The 18,812-nt window shown below is 71.8% G+C and carries 13 protein-coding genes and 2 pseudogenes; 7 read left to right on the top strand and 8 right to left on the bottom strand.

Annotated elements, in window-relative coordinates; genetic code table 11:
• Window positions 1-112: 112 nt before the first annotated feature.
• The 4 genes from ACH4E7_RS26070 to ACH4E7_RS26055 form a co-directional block, all read right to left on the bottom strand.
• A complete protein-coding gene (locus tag ACH4E7_RS26070; protein WP_396251466.1) occupies window positions 113-916 on the bottom strand; it encodes a hypothetical protein in 804 nt (267 codons plus the stop codon).
• Window positions 913-1,446: a SigE family RNA polymerase sigma factor gene (locus ACH4E7_RS26065; protein ID WP_396251465.1), complete on the bottom strand. Its 534-nt coding sequence runs from the start codon at window positions 1,444-1,446 to the stop codon at window positions 913-915. Before ACH4E7_RS26065 ends, ACH4E7_RS26070 begins: the two co-directional genes overlap by 4 nt.
• Window positions 1,447-1,577: 131 nt before the next feature.
• Window positions 1,578-2,597, bottom strand: coding sequence for an expansin EXLX1 family cellulose-binding protein (locus ACH4E7_RS26060; protein WP_396251464.1), 1,020 nt, complete (start codon window positions 2,595-2,597; stop codon window positions 1,578-1,580).
• A 163-nt stretch (window positions 2,598-2,760) separates the two neighbouring features.
• The gene (locus ACH4E7_RS26055; protein WP_396251463.1) at window positions 2,761-5,382 is read right to left on the bottom strand and encodes an RICIN domain-containing protein; all 2,622 of its coding nucleotides are present in this window, start codon (window positions 5,380-5,382) and stop codon (window positions 2,761-2,763) included.
• 110 nt (window positions 5,383-5,492) lie between these two features.
• Between ACH4E7_RS26055 and ACH4E7_RS26050 the strand changes: the two genes are divergently transcribed.
• Window positions 5,493-5,774: a DUF1304 domain-containing protein gene (locus tag ACH4E7_RS26050; protein WP_396251462.1), complete on the top strand. Its 282-nt coding sequence runs from the start codon at window positions 5,493-5,495 to the stop codon at window positions 5,772-5,774.
• 244 nt (window positions 5,775-6,018) lie between these two features.
• On the opposite strand, the gene mmsB is transcribed toward ACH4E7_RS26050, so the two are convergent.
• From mmsB to chvE, 3 genes are all read right to left on the bottom strand, one after another.
• On the bottom strand, window positions 6,019-7,254 hold the full coding sequence (gene mmsB, locus ACH4E7_RS26045) for a multiple monosaccharide ABC transporter permease (RefSeq protein ID WP_396251461.1): 1,236 nt from the start codon (window positions 7,252-7,254) through the stop codon (window positions 6,019-6,021).
• A gap of 3 nt (window positions 7,255-7,257) precedes the next feature.
• The gene (gene mmsA, locus ACH4E7_RS26040) at window positions 7,258-8,805 is read right to left on the bottom strand and encodes a multiple monosaccharide ABC transporter ATP-binding protein (protein WP_396251460.1); all 1,548 of its coding nucleotides are present in this window, start codon (window positions 8,803-8,805) and stop codon (window positions 7,258-7,260) included.
• 95 nt (window positions 8,806-8,900) lie between these two features.
• Window positions 8,901-9,995: a multiple monosaccharide ABC transporter substrate-binding protein gene (gene chvE / locus ACH4E7_RS26035; RefSeq protein ID WP_396251459.1), complete on the bottom strand. Its 1,095-nt coding sequence runs from the start codon at window positions 9,993-9,995 to the stop codon at window positions 8,901-8,903.
• 300 nt (window positions 9,996-10,295) lie between these two features.
• Between chvE and ACH4E7_RS26030 the strand changes: the two are divergent.
• The 6 genes and pseudogenes from ACH4E7_RS26030 to ACH4E7_RS26005 form a co-directional block, all read left to right on the top strand.
• Window positions 10,296-10,643, top strand: a pseudogene (locus ACH4E7_RS26030) (arabinofuranosidase catalytic domain-containing protein); the annotation flags it as partial.
• A 299-nt stretch (window positions 10,644-10,942) separates the two neighbouring features.
• Window positions 10,943-11,977, top strand: a complete 1,035-nt coding sequence (locus ACH4E7_RS26025; RefSeq protein ID WP_396251458.1) for a LacI family DNA-binding transcriptional regulator — start codon at window positions 10,943-10,945, stop codon at window positions 11,975-11,977.
• 328 nt (window positions 11,978-12,305) lie between these two features.
• Window positions 12,306-14,015, top strand: a complete 1,710-nt coding sequence (locus tag ACH4E7_RS26020; protein WP_396251457.1) for a ribulokinase — start codon at window positions 12,306-12,308, stop codon at window positions 14,013-14,015.
• Window positions 14,012-14,680 carry an L-ribulose-5-phosphate 4-epimerase gene (locus ACH4E7_RS26015; RefSeq protein WP_396251456.1) on the top strand — a complete coding sequence of 223 codons (669 nt, stop codon included), beginning with the start codon at window positions 14,012-14,014 and terminating at the stop codon, window positions 14,678-14,680. Before ACH4E7_RS26020 ends, ACH4E7_RS26015 begins: the two co-directional genes overlap by 4 nt.
• 11 nt (window positions 14,681-14,691) lie before the next feature.
• Entirely contained in the window at window positions 14,692-16,200 is a 1,509-nt protein-coding gene (gene araA, locus ACH4E7_RS26010; RefSeq protein WP_396251454.1) for an L-arabinose isomerase, read from the top strand.
• A gap of 87 nt (window positions 16,201-16,287) precedes the next feature.
• Window positions 16,288-17,376 (top strand): aldose epimerase family protein, encoded by a 1,089-nt coding sequence (locus tag ACH4E7_RS26005; RefSeq protein WP_396251453.1) that lies wholly within the window; start codon window positions 16,288-16,290, stop codon window positions 17,374-17,376.
• Between the two features lie 72 nt (window positions 17,377-17,448).
• Here the strand turns inward: ACH4E7_RS26005 and ACH4E7_RS26000 are convergent.
• A pseudogene (locus ACH4E7_RS26000) lies at window positions 17,449-18,637 on the bottom strand (beta-galactosidase); the annotation flags it as partial.
• Window positions 18,638-18,812: the final 175 nt, after the last annotated feature.

Here is an 18,812-nt window from a genome sequence, read left to right as displayed (position 1 = left end):
CAAACCAAACCGGACGGATCACTGAACGACGCCCCGCCGACCCCACCGTGCCAACCCTGCCCCGCCGACCCCACCGTGCCAACCCTGCCCCGCCGACCCCACCGTGCCGGTCTCAGCCTGCCGGGCCGAACCCTCCCCAGACCGAGGCGGGGCCGCCGACCGACTGGGCATCGACCCGGTAGCTGTCGTTCGCGGCGCTGCGCACGCCGGTGGCGTGGTTGAACTGGCCGGCGAATTCGTGCTGTCCGACCGGAACCGTGCGGCCCGGCTTGAGGACCCAGCGGTAGACCAGCACGCCGCCGGACTCCTGGACGGTGACCGTGAAGTCCTCGCTCGGCAGGGTCCGCCAGTTCCCGGTGTCCCGGACCTCGCCGGTTTGGGCGATCCGCAGCTCGACGGTGAGTGAGGTGAGCGGCTGGGTGGTCTTGAGGACGAGGTTGTGCTGGGCCCAGTAGACCGTGCTGTGCGAGTCGATCGATCCCTCCGACCACAGCGATCCGTTCACGGGGCGACTGCTCGCCGAGGGGGTCGGGCGCGGACTGCCCGGGGTGGTGGTGGCCGGGGCGGGTACGGGGAGCGGGGCGACGGTGCCCGGGGCGGCCGATGGCGTCGGCGAAGGGGTGACCGTCGGGGACGGGTTCTTCGTCGGGAGCGGGCTGGCCGGAGCGGTGGTGACGGTGTCCGACGGCGGCGGTGTCCGGACGATGCCGGCGACGGCCAGGCCGCCGGTCGCCAGGACGCCGGCGGTGGCGAGGCCGGCGAGGGCGGCCCTGGGCCACGACCTCACGAACGACGGCGCGCGGTGGCGGACGGGAGGACCGGCCGCACCGCGTTCGACGCGGGCCAGGATCCGTGCGCGGTCGGGCCGGTGGGCTTCGGCAGCCTCGCGCAGCTGCCGGGTGATGTGCTCGTTCACCGTACGTTCCTCCTTCCTGTCGCCAGTTCGCCGACCGCTCGTGCGCCGAGTGCGTGTTCCAGCTCGGCCATCCCCTTCGAGGTCTGGCTCTTCACCGTACCGACCGAGATTCCCAGCGCCGCAGCGGTGTCCTTCTCCGACACGTCGAAGGCGTGTCGCAGCACCACGCACGCCCGCTTGCGGAACGGCAACCGGGCGAGTGCCGTACGGACGTCCAGCACGGCAGCCACGTCCGGGCCGTCCGTTCTCTCGGGGGCACGGGACCAGAACAGCAGCACCCGGCGCCGCTCGCGGACCGCGCTGCGGATCCGGGCCCGGGCCATGTTGGCGACCACCCCGCGCGCGTAGGCGAGGGGGTGGTCGGCCGCGCGGAGCCGGTCCCAGCGTTGCCACAGGGCGATCAGGGCGTCCGCGGCGAGGTCGTCGGCCGCGTCCGTCTCGCCGGTCAGGAGGTGGGCGAGACGGGCGAGTTCGGAGTAGTGGCGTTCGAAGAAGTCGTGGAACTCCGCGGACGCGTCATCGAGGAGCATTTCCCCCGGTCGCCCTCTCCCTGCAATGTGAACGTTAACAAACGGCATGAGCGTAGCAGTGCCCGTCTCCGGGGCGGGGCGGTGGTCGCCCCGGAGGGGGACCACCGACGGCCGGCGGGCGAGCGGCGCGTTCAATGCCGGGCGAACTGGACTCGGGTCGGCTGGACGACGTCCGGCGTCACCGCGATCCCGTCGACGGCCAATTGCTCCCCGTAGACGTCGGTGACCCTGATCGATCCACCGCATCCGCCGCCGTCGGGGGAGAGGAAGTAGTTGTAGTCGGTGCGGGACAGCTGCCGCCAGCCGCCGGCGGTCCGGACCTCCAGTGTCGCCACCGGGTTCCGGTGGCCGATCACCTGGATCCCGCACCACCACTGGCTGGAACCGGTCTTGTAGCGGATCGACATCGTGTCCGGCGCCGCGCCGGGGCTCAGCACCGTCCAGGTGACCGGGAGGCGGCCCACCGAGAGGTCGGCCAGTTTGGCGAAGGCCTCGTGGCTGAGGTCGAGCTGCCCGGGCGCGCAGGGCAAGGGGCACTCGTTGACGATCCGCACCGTGATGCTCGCCCCGCTGGCGGCGCGGACGAGTACGGCGGCCCCGCACGCCCTGGACGACTCGTAGTCGGTGTGGTTCATCGCCGCGATCATGAGGTCACCGGACGGGCCGAACGAGCAGGCGCCGTTGCCGTCGGCGGCGTCGTAGGAGGTCGCGACGCCCTGGTAGTTCGTCCCGGGCTTGATCCGCCCGGCCAGGAACGCCGTGGCGGGCGCGGTGCCGGCACCGCCGGTGGCGGCCGACGGTGACGGGGTGGCCCTGGTGGAGGTGGCGATGGGGGTCGACGGCTGCGGCGTGGGACTGGCCGACGGCGACGGGGTGCCGGTGGCGGCGGGCGCGGGGCTGGTGACCGATGGCGGTGCCGCCGAGGGCGTGGGATCGGCCGCGACGCCGGTGCCGGGAGGCGCGCTCGGCTCGGTGGCCGCGACGGAGGCAGCGGCAGTCGGCTCCGCGGCACCGGTGCCGCCTCCGCCGCCCGGCAGGGGCGCGAAGGCCAGGCACACCAGTACACCGACCGCCACCAGCGCCAACGGAATGCCCATGACCAGCCCACGCCTGCGCTTCGACTGCGGGGCGGCGTGCTTCGTTGCCCTCATTCCCGTCCATTCGGTAGATCGACTCGACGCGTTGCACTGCCCAGTGGGCGCCGGGAACGGAAAGGTTGCCGCGCCGACGCAGGTTTCTCCCCGGCGTTCTCCCGGGGCCGGCCCGTGGGCGGGCGGGTGGCGCAGATCCCCGCCCGCCCACGGGCCGTGCCGGTCAGGACGGGTCGCCGTAGACCACGCCGCGGCCGTAGCCGCCGAGGTACACCCGGCCGTAGACATCGGGGTCGCCGGAGATGACGTTGATGACGCTCCCGCCGAACTGGTGCTGGTCGTCGTTGATCCGGACCCAGGTCGAGCCGCCGTCGGTGGAGCGGAACAGGCCGATGACGCCCTTGACCTTCCCGCTCAGGTAGACGGCCTGGTAGCCGGCTCCGGGCGCCGCCTTGCCGAAACCGACGGCGCCCGCCTGCTCGACGCCGTCGAGCCTGCGGAAGGTCGCCCCGCCGTCGGTGGAGTGCCGCAGTCCGTTGCCCCCGCCGGCGATCCACAGGTCACCGGCGACGCCCGGGACGGCCTTGAGCTGCCCGTCGCCCAGCCCGGTGGCCCGGGCGGTGAAGTGCCGCCCGCCGTCGGTGGAGGCGTACAGGGTGCCGCCGCTGAGGGCGTAGAAGGTGTTCGCCGCCGAACGGTCGGCCACCACGGCCGCGTCCTTGGGCAGACCGGAGACCGCCGCCCAGGACGCGCCCCGGGTGGTCGAGAGGAACGGCGCCTGGCCCGCCGGGGTCCACAGCACGGTGCCGCCGTCCGCCGAGACGGCCGCCGACCCGCCGCCCGCGTCGCCCACCGGCGCCGCCGCGAACGGCGCCCAGTTCGCTCCGCCGTCGGTCGACCAGGCACCGTGCTGCGCGCCGCCGAGACCGACCCGCACCACGAACTCCGGCTTGCCCTGGGCGAAGTCGATGCCGGTGGTGTTGGTGAACAGCGGCCCGCTCAGCGCCTTGACAGGGACCTTGGTCAGGTCCTCGTGCCGGAACCCGCTGACGTCGCCGAGCGCACTGATCAGCGGCTGGCCGGGCGGCTTGACCAGTCCGAGTGTCGCGGTCTCCTCCAGCCCCCTGGCCGGGACGCTCCAGTGCGTCGGGCGCCCGTTGTCCGCCGCCGTCACGTCGCTGCTGCCCCACATGCCGGAGCCGGTGCCGTACAGCACGTGCCCGGAGTCGAAGGGGTCGATGGCCAGCGTGCCCATCCAGTGCCCGATGCCGGTCCCCACGTAGGGCGCCGCCGAGTTGTCGCGTTCCGAGGTCGCGCCGAGCGCCTTCCAGGTGGCGCCGCCGTCGGTCGATCGGTAGAGCTCGTCGGAGGGCCACCAGCGGTCCAGCGTGGTGACCATCACCGTGGCCGGGTGCTGCGGGTCGACCGCGAGGCCGGCGAAGCCGTAACTGCCGTTGGACGGCGAGACGTTCTTCCAGGCCCCGGTGGACGGCGTGTACTTCCACACCGAGCCGGCCGTCACTCCGTTCGGGCCGGGCGCGTTGGTGTACGTCAGGTAGAACGAGCCGTCGCCGGACAGCACGCCGTGCTGCGGCAGCTGGCCGGTCGGCTGGCCGGGGACGGCCTGCCAGGTGGCGCCGCCGTCGGTGGAACGGTACAGAGAGGTCGACTTGTCGGCCACCCCGACGTAGACCGTCCTGCTGCCGGACGGGCCGAAGGTCACGAAGGACAGGCCGACGCCGCTGCTCGCACCGTCCTTGACGGGGAAGCCGCCGACCTGGCTCCAGGTCGCGCCGTAGTCGTTGCTGCGCCAGAGGCCGTTCTTGCGGGTGCCCAGGTAGAGCGTGCGGTTGTCGGAGGGGTCGACCACCAGCCGCTCGCCCATGGACCGGCCGTCCTCGTTGCCGCCCAGCTTGAACGGCAGGTCGGTGCGCTGGAACGTCCGGCCCTGATCGGTGGAGCGCAGGATCGCGCCGTTGCCTGCCCAGTCGTTGGTGTAGGTGCCGCTGGCGAGGTACAGCCTGTTCGGGTCGACCGGGTCGGTCGCCAGGCTCTCGATCCCGAGCAGGTTCCAGTCGGTGCCGCCGATCCAGTCGGTCAGCGAGGTCCACCGTCCGGCGGCGGCGTCCCAGCGGTACGCGCCGCCGATGTCGGTCCGGGCGTACAGCAGGTCCTTGCGGGCGGGGTTGAAGACCAGTCCGGTGACGAAGCCGCCGCCGACGATCTGTGCGTTGTGCCAGGTGTACCCGCCCGCGCTGGACACCTTGACCAGCTTCCACTGCTGGTTGCTGCTGCCGATGTCGCCGTACTGGATGAGCGGTACGCCCTCCTCCTTGCCGCCGCCGCAGACGTCCAGCACCATGCCGCTGCCGCGGGAGACGAACTTCACCGCGCCGTCGCCGACGTCCTGCATCCGCCACTGCTGGGTGGCGGCGGCGCGGTCGGTCTGTTGCTCGACGGCGGCAACGGGCTGAGAGGAACCACCGCGCACTCCGAGGACCTTGTGGGTGCTGCGGTTCTCCAGCTCGTAGTAGCCGTCCCCCGCCAGTCGCAGCCGCCACTGCTGGCTCGCGGCCCCGGCGACGCGGTTCATCTGCCGGGCCCAGGCGCCGTCTGCCGCGTCCGCACCGGGCACGTCCAAGGCCTTGTCACTGCGGACGGACACCAGGGTGTAGTACGCGTCGGGATCCACGGACGCCGCGTTGGAGTCGGCCTGCACGAAGAGCAGGTACGGGCCGAGCACGCCGGGCACGCCCAGGGCCAGGCCCAGCGTGGTCCAGCGCCGACGGTGGCGCCCGCGGGGGCGTCGGCCACGACCGTTCGTCGTGGGGTCCGTCTCGTTCATGCGGGCTACTCCTTGCTTCGGCCCCGCCGCCGTGAACCGGCCCGTTCGGGCGGGGACACAGCGGTGGTCGGCGGTGTGATGGGGACGAGCCGAGGGGCTCTCCGCCCTCGGTGTCACCTGTCAGTTGCCGCCGGTGCGACAGGGGTTGCCGCCCACCGGAAGGAATTTCGGCCGGGTCGCGAGCCGGAAGGACGGCCCGCCCGACCGGCCGAGGGTCACTGGGCGGGCACCACGGCCGGCCGCCGGCCGACTCAGCCCGAGCGCGGGTCTTCTTCGCCTCCTGCGTCGCCGTCGCCGGCCTGTTCGGAGCCGCCACGTCCTCCCGCAAGATCCTCTTCGTGCAGACGGTGCCGGCACTGGTCGTGCTCGCCCTGGTGCTGTCGGCCCACTGAACCTCGTTCGAGGAGTGGCACCCCTCGCCCGGGAGGTGCCCGTTGCCCGGCTCTCCGGGCCGGGTGTCGTTCCCGTCCGTCGGGCGGCCGTGATGCCAACAGGCCCGGCGCGGAACCGCCGTACCGAGCTCCGGATCGGGGCCCGTCGGGTCCTGACCGTCGCGAGCGCGCTGCTCCGCTCTCGTGGAGCAGCGACGGGGCCGTGGTGCTGACGCACCGCGGCCCCGTCCCGCCGAGCGGTCTGTCAGGAGCCGGCCCGGCGCTTGTTGTAGACGTCGAATCCGACGGCCGCGAGCAGCACCAGGCCCTTGATGACCTGCTGGTAGTCGGTGCCGACGCCGACCAGCGACATGCCGTTGTTCAGTACGCCGAGCACCAGGCCGCCGATGATGGCGCCGAGGACGGTTCCCACGCCACCGCTGGCGGAGGCGCCGCCGATGAACGCGGCGGCGATGGCCTCCAGTTCGAAGTTGATGCCGGCCTGCGGGGTGCCGGCGTTGAGGCGAGCGGCGAAGACCAGACCGGCGAGCGCCGCGAGGACGCCCATGGTGGTGAAGGCGAGGAAGACGACCCGCTTGCTCTTCACCCCGGACAGCTTGGCCGCCGCCTCGTTGCCGCCGATGGCGTAGGTGTGCCGGCCGATGATTGAGTTGCGCATCAGGTAGCCGAAGCCGACCAGCAGGGCGCCGAGGATCAGCAGGACGATCGGCACGCCGTGGTAGCTGGCCAGCAGCAGGGTGAAGACGGCCACGGCCGCCGTGATCACGGCGAGCTTGGCGACGAACAGTCCGAGCGGGAGCAGCTCCAGCCCGTATGAGGCGGTCTGCCGCCGGCCGCGCACCTCCTGGAGTATCGCGACGGCCAGCACGGCGAGGCCCAGCAGCAGGGTGAGGTTGTGGTAGTTGGTGTGCGGGCCGACCTCGGGGAGGAAGCCGCTGCTGATGCTCTGGAAGCCCTTGGGGAACGGCGCCACCGACTGGCCCTGCAAAAGGATCTGGGTGCCACCGCGGAACAGCAGCATGCCCGCCAGGGTGACGATGAACGAGGGGATCCCCAGATAGGCGATCCAGAAGCCCTGCCAGGCGCCGGCGAGGGCGCCGATCACCAGCGCGGCCAGCATCGCCACGGGCCACGGCACGTGGTGCTTGACCATCATCACCGCGGCGGCGGCCCCGACGAAGGCGGCCAGCGAGCCGACCGAGAGGTCGATGTGCCCGGCGATGATGACGATCATCATCCCGATCGCCAGGATCAGGATGTAGCCGTTCTGCTGGATCAGGTTGGTGATGTTGAGCGGCTGGAGCAGGATGCCGTCCGTCCAGATCTGGAACAGCAGCACGATCAGTGCGAGCGCGACCAGCATGCCGTACTGGCGCACGTTGCCCTGCAGCGCGCGGGCCAGGACGGAGCCGATGGAGGGGCTCGGACCGGCCTGTGGTGCCTTCGGGGACGAATCCGGGATGATCTCGGTCTGGGCCATGCCTCACACCTGCTCGTTGCTTGATGCGGCGCTCATGGTCATGAGCCGCATGAGGGATTCCTGGGTGGCGTCGGCGCGGGCGACCTCGCCGGTGATCCGGCCTTCGGCCATGGTGTAGATCCGGTCGCACAGACCCAGGAGTTCGGGAAGTTCGGACGAGATGACGAGCACGGCCTTGCCCTGGGCGGCGAGTTCGGCGATGACGGTGTAGATCTCCGCCTTCGCGCCGATGTCGATGCCGCGGGTGGGCTCGTCGAGGATCAGCACCTCCGGCTCGGCGAAGATCCACTTGCTGAGGACGACCTTCTGCTGGTTGCCGCCGCTGAGCGTGCCGGTCCGGGTGAACACCGTCGGGGCCTTGATGTTCATGGTCCGACGGAAGGACTCGGCGACCTTGGCCTCCTCGTGCCGGTCGACGCGGCCGTACCGGGCGACCTTGCCGAGCGCGCTCAGCGAGATGTTCCGGCTGATGTCGTCGATGAGGTTGAGGCCGAGCTGCTTGCGGTCCTCGGTGACGTACGCGATGCCGTGCCCGATCGCCTCGGGCACCGTCCGGGTGCGGATCTCCCGGCCGTTCAGCCGCACCCGGCCGGAAGCCCACCGCCCGTACGAGCGGCCGAAGACGCTCATCGCCAGTTCGGTGCGGCCGGCGCCCATCAGGCCGGCGATGCCGACGATCTCGCCGCGCCGCACGTTCAGGGAGGCGCCGTCCACCACCATGCGCTGCTGGTCGAGCGGGTGGCGCACGCTCCAGTCCTCGACCTCGAAGGCGACCTCGCCGATGTCGGGGGTGCGTTCGGGGTAGCGGTGCTCCAGGTCGCGGCCGACCATGCCGCGGATGATCCGCTCCTCGGAGATGCCCGCGGGGCCGATCGCGATGGTCTCGATGGTCCGCCCGTCGCGCAGGATCGTCACGGAGTCCGCGACCCGGGCGATCTCGTTCAGCTTGTGCGAGATGATGATGCAGGAGATGCCCTGCGCCGTGAGTTCCAGGATCAGATCGAGCAGCTTGCGGCTGTCCTCGTCGTTCAGCGCGGCCGTCGGCTCGTCCAGGATGAGCAGCTTGACCTTCTTGGCCAGCGCCTTGGCGATCTCGACCAGCTGCTGCTTGCCCACACCGAGGTCGGCGATCCGGGTGTGCGGACTCTCGTCGAGGCCGACCTGACGGAGCAGTTCGGCGGCGTGGGTGAGCGTGCGCGGCCAGCTGATGATGCCCCGGGAGGCGTGCTCGTTGCCGAGGAAGACGTTCTCGGCGATGGACAGGTACGGCACCAGCGCCAGTTCCTGGTGGATGATGACGATGCCGCGCTGCTCGCTGGCCCGGATGTCCTTGAACCGGCAGGGCGCGCCCTCGAAGAGGATCTCGCCCTCGTAGCCGCCGTGCGGGTAGACGCCGCTGAGCACCTTCATCAGGGTGGACTTGCCGGCGCCGTTCTCGCCGCAGACGGCGTGCACCTCGCCGGCGGCGACGCTCAGGTTGACCTCGGAGAGCGCCTTCACGCCGGGGAACGACTTGCTGATCGACCGCATTTCGAGAACGGGTCCAGCCATGGTTGTGCGTCCGTATCGTTCGGGGCGGTGCGGGCCGGTCTCCCGGGCACCGCACCGCCGGTTCGGCAGGGGCCCGGCGGACCGGGCCCCGCGGGCTACTTGAGCTGGTCCGCGGTGTACTGGCCGCTGTCGACCAGGACCTTCTGGTAGTTGTCCTTGTCGACGCTGACCGGCTGCAGCAGCTGCGCCGGGACGGTCTTGACGCCGTTGTTGTACTGGCTGGTGTCGTTGACCTCGGGCTTTCCGCTGGTGAGCAGGGCGTCGCCCATCTGGACGGCCACCTTGGCCAGTTGGCGGGTGTCCTTGTAGACGGTCTGGGTCTGCTCGCCCGCGATGATCGACTTCACCGAGGCCAGCTCGCCGTCCTGGCCCGTGACGATGGGCAGGGACTTCGCGGTGCCGTAGCCGACGCCCTTCAGAGAGGAGAGGATGCCGATCGAGATGCCGTCGTACGGCGAGAGCACGGCGTCGACGTGGGCGCTGGTGTACGACTTGCTCAGCAGGTTGTCCATCCGGGACTGGGCGAGCCCGCCGTCCCAGCGCAGCGTGGCGACCTGGTTGAAGTCGGTCTGGCCGCTTTGCACGACCAGCTTCTTCTGGTCGATGTACGGCTTGAGGACGCTCATCGCGCCGTTGAAGAAGAAGGTGGCGTTGTTGTCGTCCGGGGAGCCGGCGAAGAGCTCGATGTTGAACGGGCCCTTGCCGTCCTTGAGACCGAGCTTGTCGGCGATGTAGCCGCCCTGGAGGACGCCGACCTTGTAGTTGTCGAAGGTCGCGTAGTAGTCGACGTTCGCCGTGCCGCGGATGAGCCGGTCGTAGGAGATCACCGGGATGTGGGCGTCGGCGGCCTTCTGCAGCACGTTGGTGAGGGAGGAGCCGTCGATGGCGGCGATCACCAGCAGCTTGGCACCCTTGGTGATCATGTTCTCCACCTGGGAGACCTGGTTCTCGACCACGTTGTCGCCGTACTGCAGGTCGGTCTTGTAGCCCTTGGCCTGGAACTCCTTGACCATGTTGGTGCCGTCGTTGATCCAGCGTTCCGACGACTTGGTCGGCATCGCGATGCCGACCAGACCGCCCTTGGCGTCCCCCTTGGCCGCACCGTCGCCGCCGCCGTTGGCGCTCTGGCCGCAGGCCGCCAGCGAGAGCACCAGGCCCGCGGCGACCAGGCCCGCCGAAATCTTCCGCACAGTTCCTCCAGTGGTGTTCCGCGACCGGCACAGTGCGTCCCCTGACTGGGCGACTGGGAGCGGTCGGGCGGGGCCGGCCGGGAGCGGTCCCTCGGGCTGTGGGGCATCGGGGTTACGGTCACCCTGGCCTGGCGTGACATGAGTGTTAACGCTAACAAGGGCGACGTCAAGGGCCCTGGGATCACTGTTGGATCGCAGTGTGCCGCCGGTCGGTTCGGCCGGGACGGGGCGGGCGGAGCAGGGGTTATGTCGTGGCTCATCGGGTGAGAGTTCGGCGAACCACCGGTGGTCAAACGGTTCGCCCGCTCCGGCGGCCTGTCGACCTTCTGCTCCGGACCGCGCCCGAACGCGTCGGGCTACAGCCCGATGCACACGGAGGGCGCGATCATCCTCGGCATCGGCGGCGACAACAGCAAGAGAGCCCGCGGCACGTTCTACGGAGGCGTGATGACCAGCGACAACCCGTCGGGCGCCACCGAGAACGCCGTCCAGGCCCACGGTGTGGCCGCCGGATAGGCGGAGTCCGCCACCGCCGCGACGGGGGCGCTACGCGGTGCCGGCTCGGGCAAGTGCCTCGACGTCCCGAACGCCTCCACCACCCCCGGGGCGCAGTCGCAGATCTACAGTTGCTCCGGCGGGGCGAACAGACCTGGACCCGTACGGCCGACGGCCGGCTCACCGTGAACGTCCCCGGCGCCACGCTCCAGACGGGTGACGCGACCGCGAACCGTGAAGGCGTCGGCGGCGCCGAGATCACGTACGCGCCGTGGCGCCCGATCGACCCTTTTGGCGGTTGGGGCGAACCCGTGAGCGTTCACCCGCCGCAACAGCCACATATGGGCGGCCCGAATGGCTGGTAAGAAGAGAGCCGCCTGCTGAACCGAGGGTGACGGATCGGTGCGGACCCGGTCGCGTACTGTGGTCCGCAGCCGAGGAGGGGACTACGCGTGGGAACCGAGAGCGCTGGGACGGAACAGCGACAGCCCGTGATGGCTGACGTGGCGAAGCTGGCGGGGGTGTCCCACCAGACGGTGTCCCGGGTGCTCAACGGTGCTCCGCACGTCCGGCCGGACACCCGGGACCGGGTGCTGGCCGCCATCCGGGAGCTGGACTACCGGCCCAACTCCGCCGCCCGGGCCCTGGTCACCCGCCGGTCGCAGACGCTCGGCGTGGTCAGCTTCGACTCGACCCTCTACGGCCCCGCCTCGATGCTGGAGGGCATCGAGCGGGCCGCCCGCAGCGCCGGGTACTTCGTGAGCGTGACCAGCCTTCGCTCCCTCGACGGCCGTTCGGTCCAGGAAGCCGTCGACCGGCTGCGCGACCAGGGAGTGGAGGGGGTCGTGGTGATCGCGCCGCAGACCTCCGCCGTCAGCGCGGTGGCCCGGCTCTCCAGCTCGGTGCCGGTCGTCGCGGTCGGATCGGGCAACCAGACGCAGGTGCCCATGGTGTCGGTGGGCAACCGCGAGGGTGCGGGCGAGGCCACCGGGCACCTCCTCGACCTCGGCCACCGCACGGTGCACCACCTGGCGGGACCGTCCAACTGGCTGGAGAGCCAGGACCGCGAGGAGGGCTGGCGCCTCACGCTGCAGGCGGCGGGGGCTCCCGTGCCGGACGTGGAGCGCGGGGACTGGAGCGCCCGCTCGGGCTACCAGGCGGGGCTGCGGATCGCACAACTCCCCGATGTCACGGCCGTCTTCTGCGCCAACGACCACATGGCCCTCGGACTGCTGCGCGCCCTGCACGAGGCCGGTCGGGCAGTGCCGGAGGAGATCAGCGTGGTCGGGTTCGACGACATCCCGGAGGCCGCCTACTTCATCCCGCCGCTGACCACCGTGCGGCAGGACTTCGGCGAACTCGGCAGGCGGGCCCTGGAACTGCTCGTGGGGGAGTTGGAGGGCGGCGCCAAGCCCTCCCCGACCCATGAGCGGATCCCGCCGGAGCTGGTGCTGCGCCGAAGCGTGGGGCCGGCCGCCCGGTGGTGAAGCGCCGGCGGTTCATGGCGCCCTGAGTCGCCCGGTTTTCGCAGCGGTCTGCCAGGTGACCTCCCTTGACACTATGAATGTTAGCGCTAACAATTCGTGTGAGCGCTCACAAGAAGCGCTTCTTCGAACTCCGCCGGCCGGGCGCTGCCATCCCCGCTTCTGGGCGCCCGGCCGGTGGCCCCTCGTTCCGCCCTTCATGAGGGAGAGGTAGCGGAACGGAGCCTGTCGCCGGTGTGCTCCCCCCTGCCCCGGTCACGGACCGCGCCGGCGACAGGCGACCAAGTTGCTCACGGCTCCAACGCCGTTCCCCCGTACGAAGGATGAGCACGTGACCGTCAATCCCGTCGCCCCCGACGCTGTCTCCGATCCGGATAGGTACGTGGTCGGAATCGACTTCGGCACCCTCTCCGGCCGCGCCGTGGTGGTCCGCGTACGGGACGGCGAGGAGGTCGGCACCGCCGTCCACGACTACCCGCACGCCGTCATCGAGCGCGAACTGCCCGGCACCGGGCGGCCGCTGCCGCCCGACTGGGCGCTGCAGCACCCCGCGGACTGGCGCGAGGTGCTCCGCACCGCCGTCCCGGCCGCGCTCGCCGCCTCCGACGTCGACCCGGCGCACGTCATCGGGATCGCCACCGACTTCACGGCCTGCACCGTCCTGCCAGTGCTCGCCGACGGTACGCCGCTCGCCGAGACGTCCGCCTGGGCGCCCCGCCCGCACGCCTGGCCCAAGCTCTGGAAGCACCACGCCGCCCAGGGCCAGGCGGACCGGATCAACGCCCTGGCCCACGCCCGGGGGGAGAAGTGGATCTCCCGGTACGGCGGGCGGATCTCCGCCGAGTGGCAGTACGCCAAGGCGTTGCAGGTTCTGGAGGAGGACCCGGCCGTCTACGCCGCGACCGAGCGCTGGATCGAGGCCGCCGACTGGATCGTCTGGCAGCTCACCGGTGCCGAGAGCCGCAACACCTGCACCGCCGGGTACAAGGGCATCCACCAGGACGGGAGCTACCCCAGCGAGGACTACCTCGCCGCGCTCCACCCCGACTTCGCCGACTTCGCCCGCACCCGCCTGGAGCACCCGCTCGCCCCGCTCGGCTCCCGGGTCGGCCCGCTCACCGCGCAGGCCGCCGAGTGGACCGGCCTGCCCGAGGGAATCGCGGTCGCCGCCGGCAACGTCGATGCCCACGTCGCCGCACCGGCCGCCCGCGCCGTCGACAACGGCCAACTCCTCGCCATCATGGGCACGTCCACCTGTCACGTCGTCAACGGTGCGACGCTCGCCGACGTCCCCGGCGTCTGCGGCGTGGTCGAGGACGGCATCGTCGCCGGCTCCTACGGCTACGAGGCCGGCCAGAGCGCCGTCGGGGACATCTTCGCCTGGTGGCTGCGCCAGGGCGTACCGGCCGACTACCTGGCCGAGGCCGAGGCCAACGGCGAGGACCTGCACCGGCTGCTCACCCGCAAGGCCGCCGCCGGGCCCGTGGGCGCGCACGGCCTGGTGGCGCTCGACTGGATGAACGGCAACCGCTCCACCCTGGTCGACCACCACCTGTCCGGTGTGATCGTCGGACTCACCCTCGCCACCCGACCCGAGGAGATCTACCGCGCCCTGCTGGAGGCCACCGCCTTCGGCACCCGTGTCATCGTCGAGGCGCTGGAGCAGGGCGGAGTCCCCGTCACCGAGTTCATCGTCACCGGCGGCCTCAAGAAGAACGCCCTGCTGATGCAGATCTACACCGACGTGCTGCGCCGCCCGGTCTCGGTCGCCGAGTCGGAGCAGGGCCCCGCGCTCGGTTCGGCGATCCATGCCGCGGTCGCCGCCGGCGCGTACCCGGACGTCCGGACCGCTGCCGAGGCCATGGGCCGGGTCCACCGGGGCGCCTACCAGCCGGACCCGCCCGCCGCGGACGCCTACGACCGGCTCTACGCCGAGTACCGCGCCCTGCACGACCACTTCGGTCTCGGGGCCGACAAGCTCCTGCACCGCCTGCGCGACATCCGGAACGCCGCCCTCACCACCCCGAGCGAGGCCTTGTGAACGCGACCATCGACGCCGTCCGCCGCCAGGTCAGCGACCTGCACCAGGAGCTGGTCCGGTACAACCTGGTGGTCTGGACCGCCGGCAACGTCTCCGCCCGCGTTCCCGGCGCGGACCTGCTGGTCATCAAACCCAGCGGCGTCTCCTACGAGGAGCTCACGCCGCAGAACATGATCGTCTGCGACCTGGACGGCAAGGTCGTCGAGGGCGCCCACGCGCCGTCCTCGGACACCGCCGCGCACGCCTACGTCTACCGCCACCTGCCCGAGGTCGGCGGGGTGGTCCACACCCACTCGGCCTACGCCTGCGCATGGGCCGCCCGCGGCGAGGCCGTCCCCTGCGTCCTCACCGCGATGGCTGACGAGTTCGGCGCCGAGATCCCGGTGGGCCCGTTCGCGCTGATCGGCGACGACTCGATCGGTCGGGGCATCGTGGACACCCTCGAGGGCCACCGCTCACCCGCCGTCCTGATGCAGAACCACGGCGTGTTCACCATCGGCAAGGACGCCAAGGCCGCCGTCAAGGCCGCCGTGATGTGTGAGGACGTCGCCCGCACCGTCCACCTCTCCCGCCAGCTCGGCGAACCGCTGCCGATCGCCCAGGCGGACATCGACAGCCTCAACTTCCGCTACCAGAACGTCTACGGCCAGCCCCAGGCCCGGTGAGGAGCCACCCCATGAAGAAGCCACTGGAGGGCCGCCAGGTCTGGTTCCTGACCGGCAGCCAGGGACTCTACGGCGAGGACACGCTGCGCCAGGTCGCCGAGCAGTCCCGGCGGATCGCCGAGGCCCTGGACGGCGACGCCGCGGTACCGGTCGAGATCGTCTGGAAGCCCGTCCTCACCGACGCCGCCGCGATCCGCCGGGTCTGCCTCGAAGCCAACTCCGCCGACGACTGCATCGGCCTGATCGCCTGGATGCACACCTTCTCCCCGGCGAAGATGTGGATCGCCGGCCTCGACGCCCTGCAGAAGCCGCTGCTCCACCTGCACACCCAGGCCGACGTCGAACTGCCCTGGCAGACCATCGACATGGACTTCATGAACCTGAACCAGGCCGCCCACGGCGACCGCGAGTTCGGCTACATCCAGTCCCGCCTCGGCGTCCCGCGCAAGACCGTCGCCGGACACGTCACCGACCCCGCCGTGTCCGCCAGGATCGCCACCTGGGCCCGCGCCGCCGCCGGCCGCGCCGAACTGCGCGGCCTCAAGCTCGCCCGCTTCGGCGACAACATGCGCGACGTCGCCGTCACCGAGGGCGACAAGGTCGAGGCCCAGCTGCGCTTCGGCGTCTCCGTCAATACCTACAGCGTCAACGACCTCGTCGCCGCCGTCGACGCGGCGGACGACGGCGATGTCACCGCGCTGGTCAAGGAGTACGAGGACGTCTACCGCCTCGCACCCGAACTGCGGGCCGGCGGACAACGCCACGAGTCACTGCGCTACGCGGCACGGATCGAACTCGGCCTGCGCGGCTTCCTCGACCAGGGCGGCTTCCGGGCCTTCACCACCAACTTCGAGGACCTCGGCGGACTGCGCCAACTGCCCGGCCTCGCCGTACAGCGGCTGATGGCCGACGGCTACGGCTTCGGCGGCGAGGGCGACTGGAAGACCGCCACCCTGCTGCGCACCCTCAAGGCGGCCGCCACCGGACTGCCCGGCGGCACCTCCTTCATGGAGGACTACACCTACCACCTGGAGTTCGGCCGCGAGCTTATCCTCGGCGCCCACATGCTGGAGGTCTGCCCGAGCATCGCGGCCGGCACCCCCTCCTGCGAGATCCACCCGCTCGCCATCGGCGGGCGCGAGGACCCGGTCCGCCTGGTCTTCGACGCCGAACCAGGCCCCGCGGTGGTGGTCGGACTCGCCGACCTCGGCGACCGCTTCCGGCTGGTCGCCAACGAGGTCGACGTGGTCGAGCCGCCGGCGCCGCTGCCCAACCTGCCCGTCGCCCGCGCCGTCTGGAAGCCGCGTCCGGACCTGCACACCTCCACCGAGGCCTGGCTGACGGCCGGCGCACCACACCACACCGTGCTCTCCGGCGCGCTCGGCACCGAGGAGCTGGAGGACCTCGCGGAGATGCTCGGCGTCGAACTGCTGGTGATCGACGACGACACCAACATCCGCCGGTTCACCAAGGAACTCCGATGGAACCAGGCCTACCACCGCCTGGCCCAGGGGCTCTGACCCGGCGCCCGTCGTACCGGCGACGCCCGCCCGCCCGGGCGGGCGTCGCTGTTTCCCATCCGAGTCCCGCATGGAACGGAGAAGCCCGTGCCGAGAGAAGCACTCGTGTCGGAGGGCGAATTGACGGTCTTCCAGGACATCGCCGGAACACTGCCGGACGGCCGGGAGATCACCCGCTGGACGGTCGGCTCCCCGGAGGGCGTCACCGCGGAGGTGCTCAGTCTGGGCGCCCGTCTCCAGGCCCTCCACGCGCCGGACCGGCACGGGCGGCTCGCCAACGTCGTCCTGGGCTGCGACGACGTCGACGACCTGCTCGGCGGAGCCGCCTACTTCGGTGCGACGGTCGGCCGCTACGCCAACCGGATCGCCGGCGGCGTCCTGCCGGTGGCCGGCACGACGCACCGGCTGCCGACCCAGGCGGCCGGCCACACCCTGCACGGCGGCCCGGACGGCTTCGCCACCCGGGTCTGGGACGGCGTGCCGGTCAGGGAGGGAAGGCGGGCCGGAGTGCGCCTGCGGCTGCACAGCCCCGACGGCGACCAGGGGTTCCCGGGAGCGCTCACCGTCGAGGTGACGTACCTGCTCGACCCGGCCGGTGCGCTGTGGATCGGCTACCGGGCGACCACCGACGCCCCGACGGTCGTCAACCTCACCAACCACGCGTACTTCAACCTGGTCGGCGAGGGCGGCGGAACGGTGCTCGACCACCTGCTGCGGGTGGACGCCCCGGGATACCTGCCGGTCGACGCGGAGCTGATCCCGATCGGCCCGGTCGCCCGGGTCGCGGGCACGCCGTTCGACCTGCGCGAGGCGACGGTGATCGGCGAGCGCGTCGCCGACGCGGACCCGCAGATCCGCCGGGCGGGCGCGGGCTTCGACCACAACTGGGTGCTCGCCGGGAACGGGTTCAGGAGGGCAGCCGTGCTGAGCCACCCGGCGAGCGGCCGGCGCGTCGAGTGCCTGACGACGGAGCCGGGGCTCCAGGTCTACACCGGCAACCACTTCGACGGCTCGCTGACCGGCCGCTCCGGCCGCCCCTACCGCGCGTACGCGGGCGTCGCGCTGGAGACGCAGCACTTCCCGGACTCGCCGAACCGTCCCGAGTACCCCTCCACCGTCCTGCGCCCGGGCGAGCAGTACCGCTCGACGACGGTCTACTGCTTCTCGGCGGCGTAGCGGACGCTCCGCCGAGGAGAGAGCGGGGGCGGTGGGCCGGACGGGTCCCGCCGCCCCCTTTCGCGTCGTACCTCAGCCCGCGACGAAGACCCGGACGTCCCAGGCGCCGAGGGAGACCGACCCGCCGGCGGGCACCGAGGCGCCGCCCAGTACGTCGGTCAGGTCCACCGGAGCCTGGGCTCTGGCGGGCTGCCAGCTCCAGTTGTGCACCACGTGGACGCGTCGCCCGTCGGGGGCCGTACCGGTGGTCGCGGTGACGGACACGGGCAGATCGCGCCAGCCGCTCGCGGGGGCGGGCGCCAGCCAGCCGGCCAGCGCCCGGGCCAGGTCACGCCCGGGCACGGTGCCGACGCAGGTCACCCGGCCCGCCCCGTGGGCGCGGGTGGTGACGGCGGACCAGCGGCCGAAGTGCGGGTGGTCGTACCCGCCAGCACCGTCACGTCGGTGGCCGTCAGGCCCTCGCCCCAGCGGGTCGCGATGGAGCCCGCCGGGAGCTCCAGCGGACTGCCCGGGACGGTGCGCAGCGGGAGGTCATCCGCGCACCGCGCGCGACCAGGGCCCAGGCGGCCTGCCGCCACTGGCCGTCGAAGGCGGGCCGGTTGTCCGAGGTGCCGCTGATGGCCTGGGCGTTGGTCTCGGTGACCAGGAAGGGCTCCTGACGGGAGGAGAAGATCCGGTCGGCGCTCTGGTACAGGGCCCAGACGCCGCTGGTCTTCCACTGCTGCTCGTGTTCCTCGGGCGTGGGGTCGGGCAGCGCGAGGTCGTCCTGCATGTCGTAGTAGGGGTTTCCCGCGGTGACGTCCAGGGCGTCGGTGATCTCGTCGTCCTCCATCGCGGGGTGCTGGTAGGCGAGGCAGGTGGTGACGAACTGGTCGGGCCGGGCGTACTCGCGGGCGATGCCGGCCTGCCAGGCGACGAACTCGGTGGTCTGGCGCGCCTGGAACGCCCGCCAGACGACGTCGTACTGCGGCTGCTGGTTGCCGTCCGGCCGCCACAGGTCGGCCCAGGTGGAGAGCCGGTGCGACCAGTAGACCAGGCCCCACTCCCGGTTGAGGGTCTCCACGTCGCCGTAGGTGTGCCGCAGGTGGTCGACGAAGCGCTGGAAGACGCCGTGGTTGTGCGGCAGGCGCAGACCGGGCTCGTTGTCGACCTGGAAGCCGATGACGGCCGGGTGCGGGGCGTACCGGTCGAGGATCGCGCGGCTGACGCGTTCGGCGTGGTGGCGGAACGCGGGGTGGGAGAAGCCGGCCTGAGTTGGCGCCGGGCCCTGCTGACCGGAGCCGAACTGCGGGCGGCCCGGGACACGACAGTCGACCTGCACCTGCCCGCGCGCGAGGGCCTGGCCGTCCTCACCGACCACGAGGGCCGGCTGGCCGCCGCGGTCACCGGTGACCCGCGGCGCGTGCGAGTCCGCCTGGCGGCGGGCGGCCGGTACC

The sequence above is a fragment of the Kitasatospora sp. NPDC018058 genome, assembly GCF_044327205.1.
Classification (GTDB): domain Bacteria; phylum Actinomycetota; class Actinomycetes; order Streptomycetales; family Streptomycetaceae; genus Kitasatospora.
This window is presented reverse-complemented; position numbering and strand designations above follow the sequence as displayed.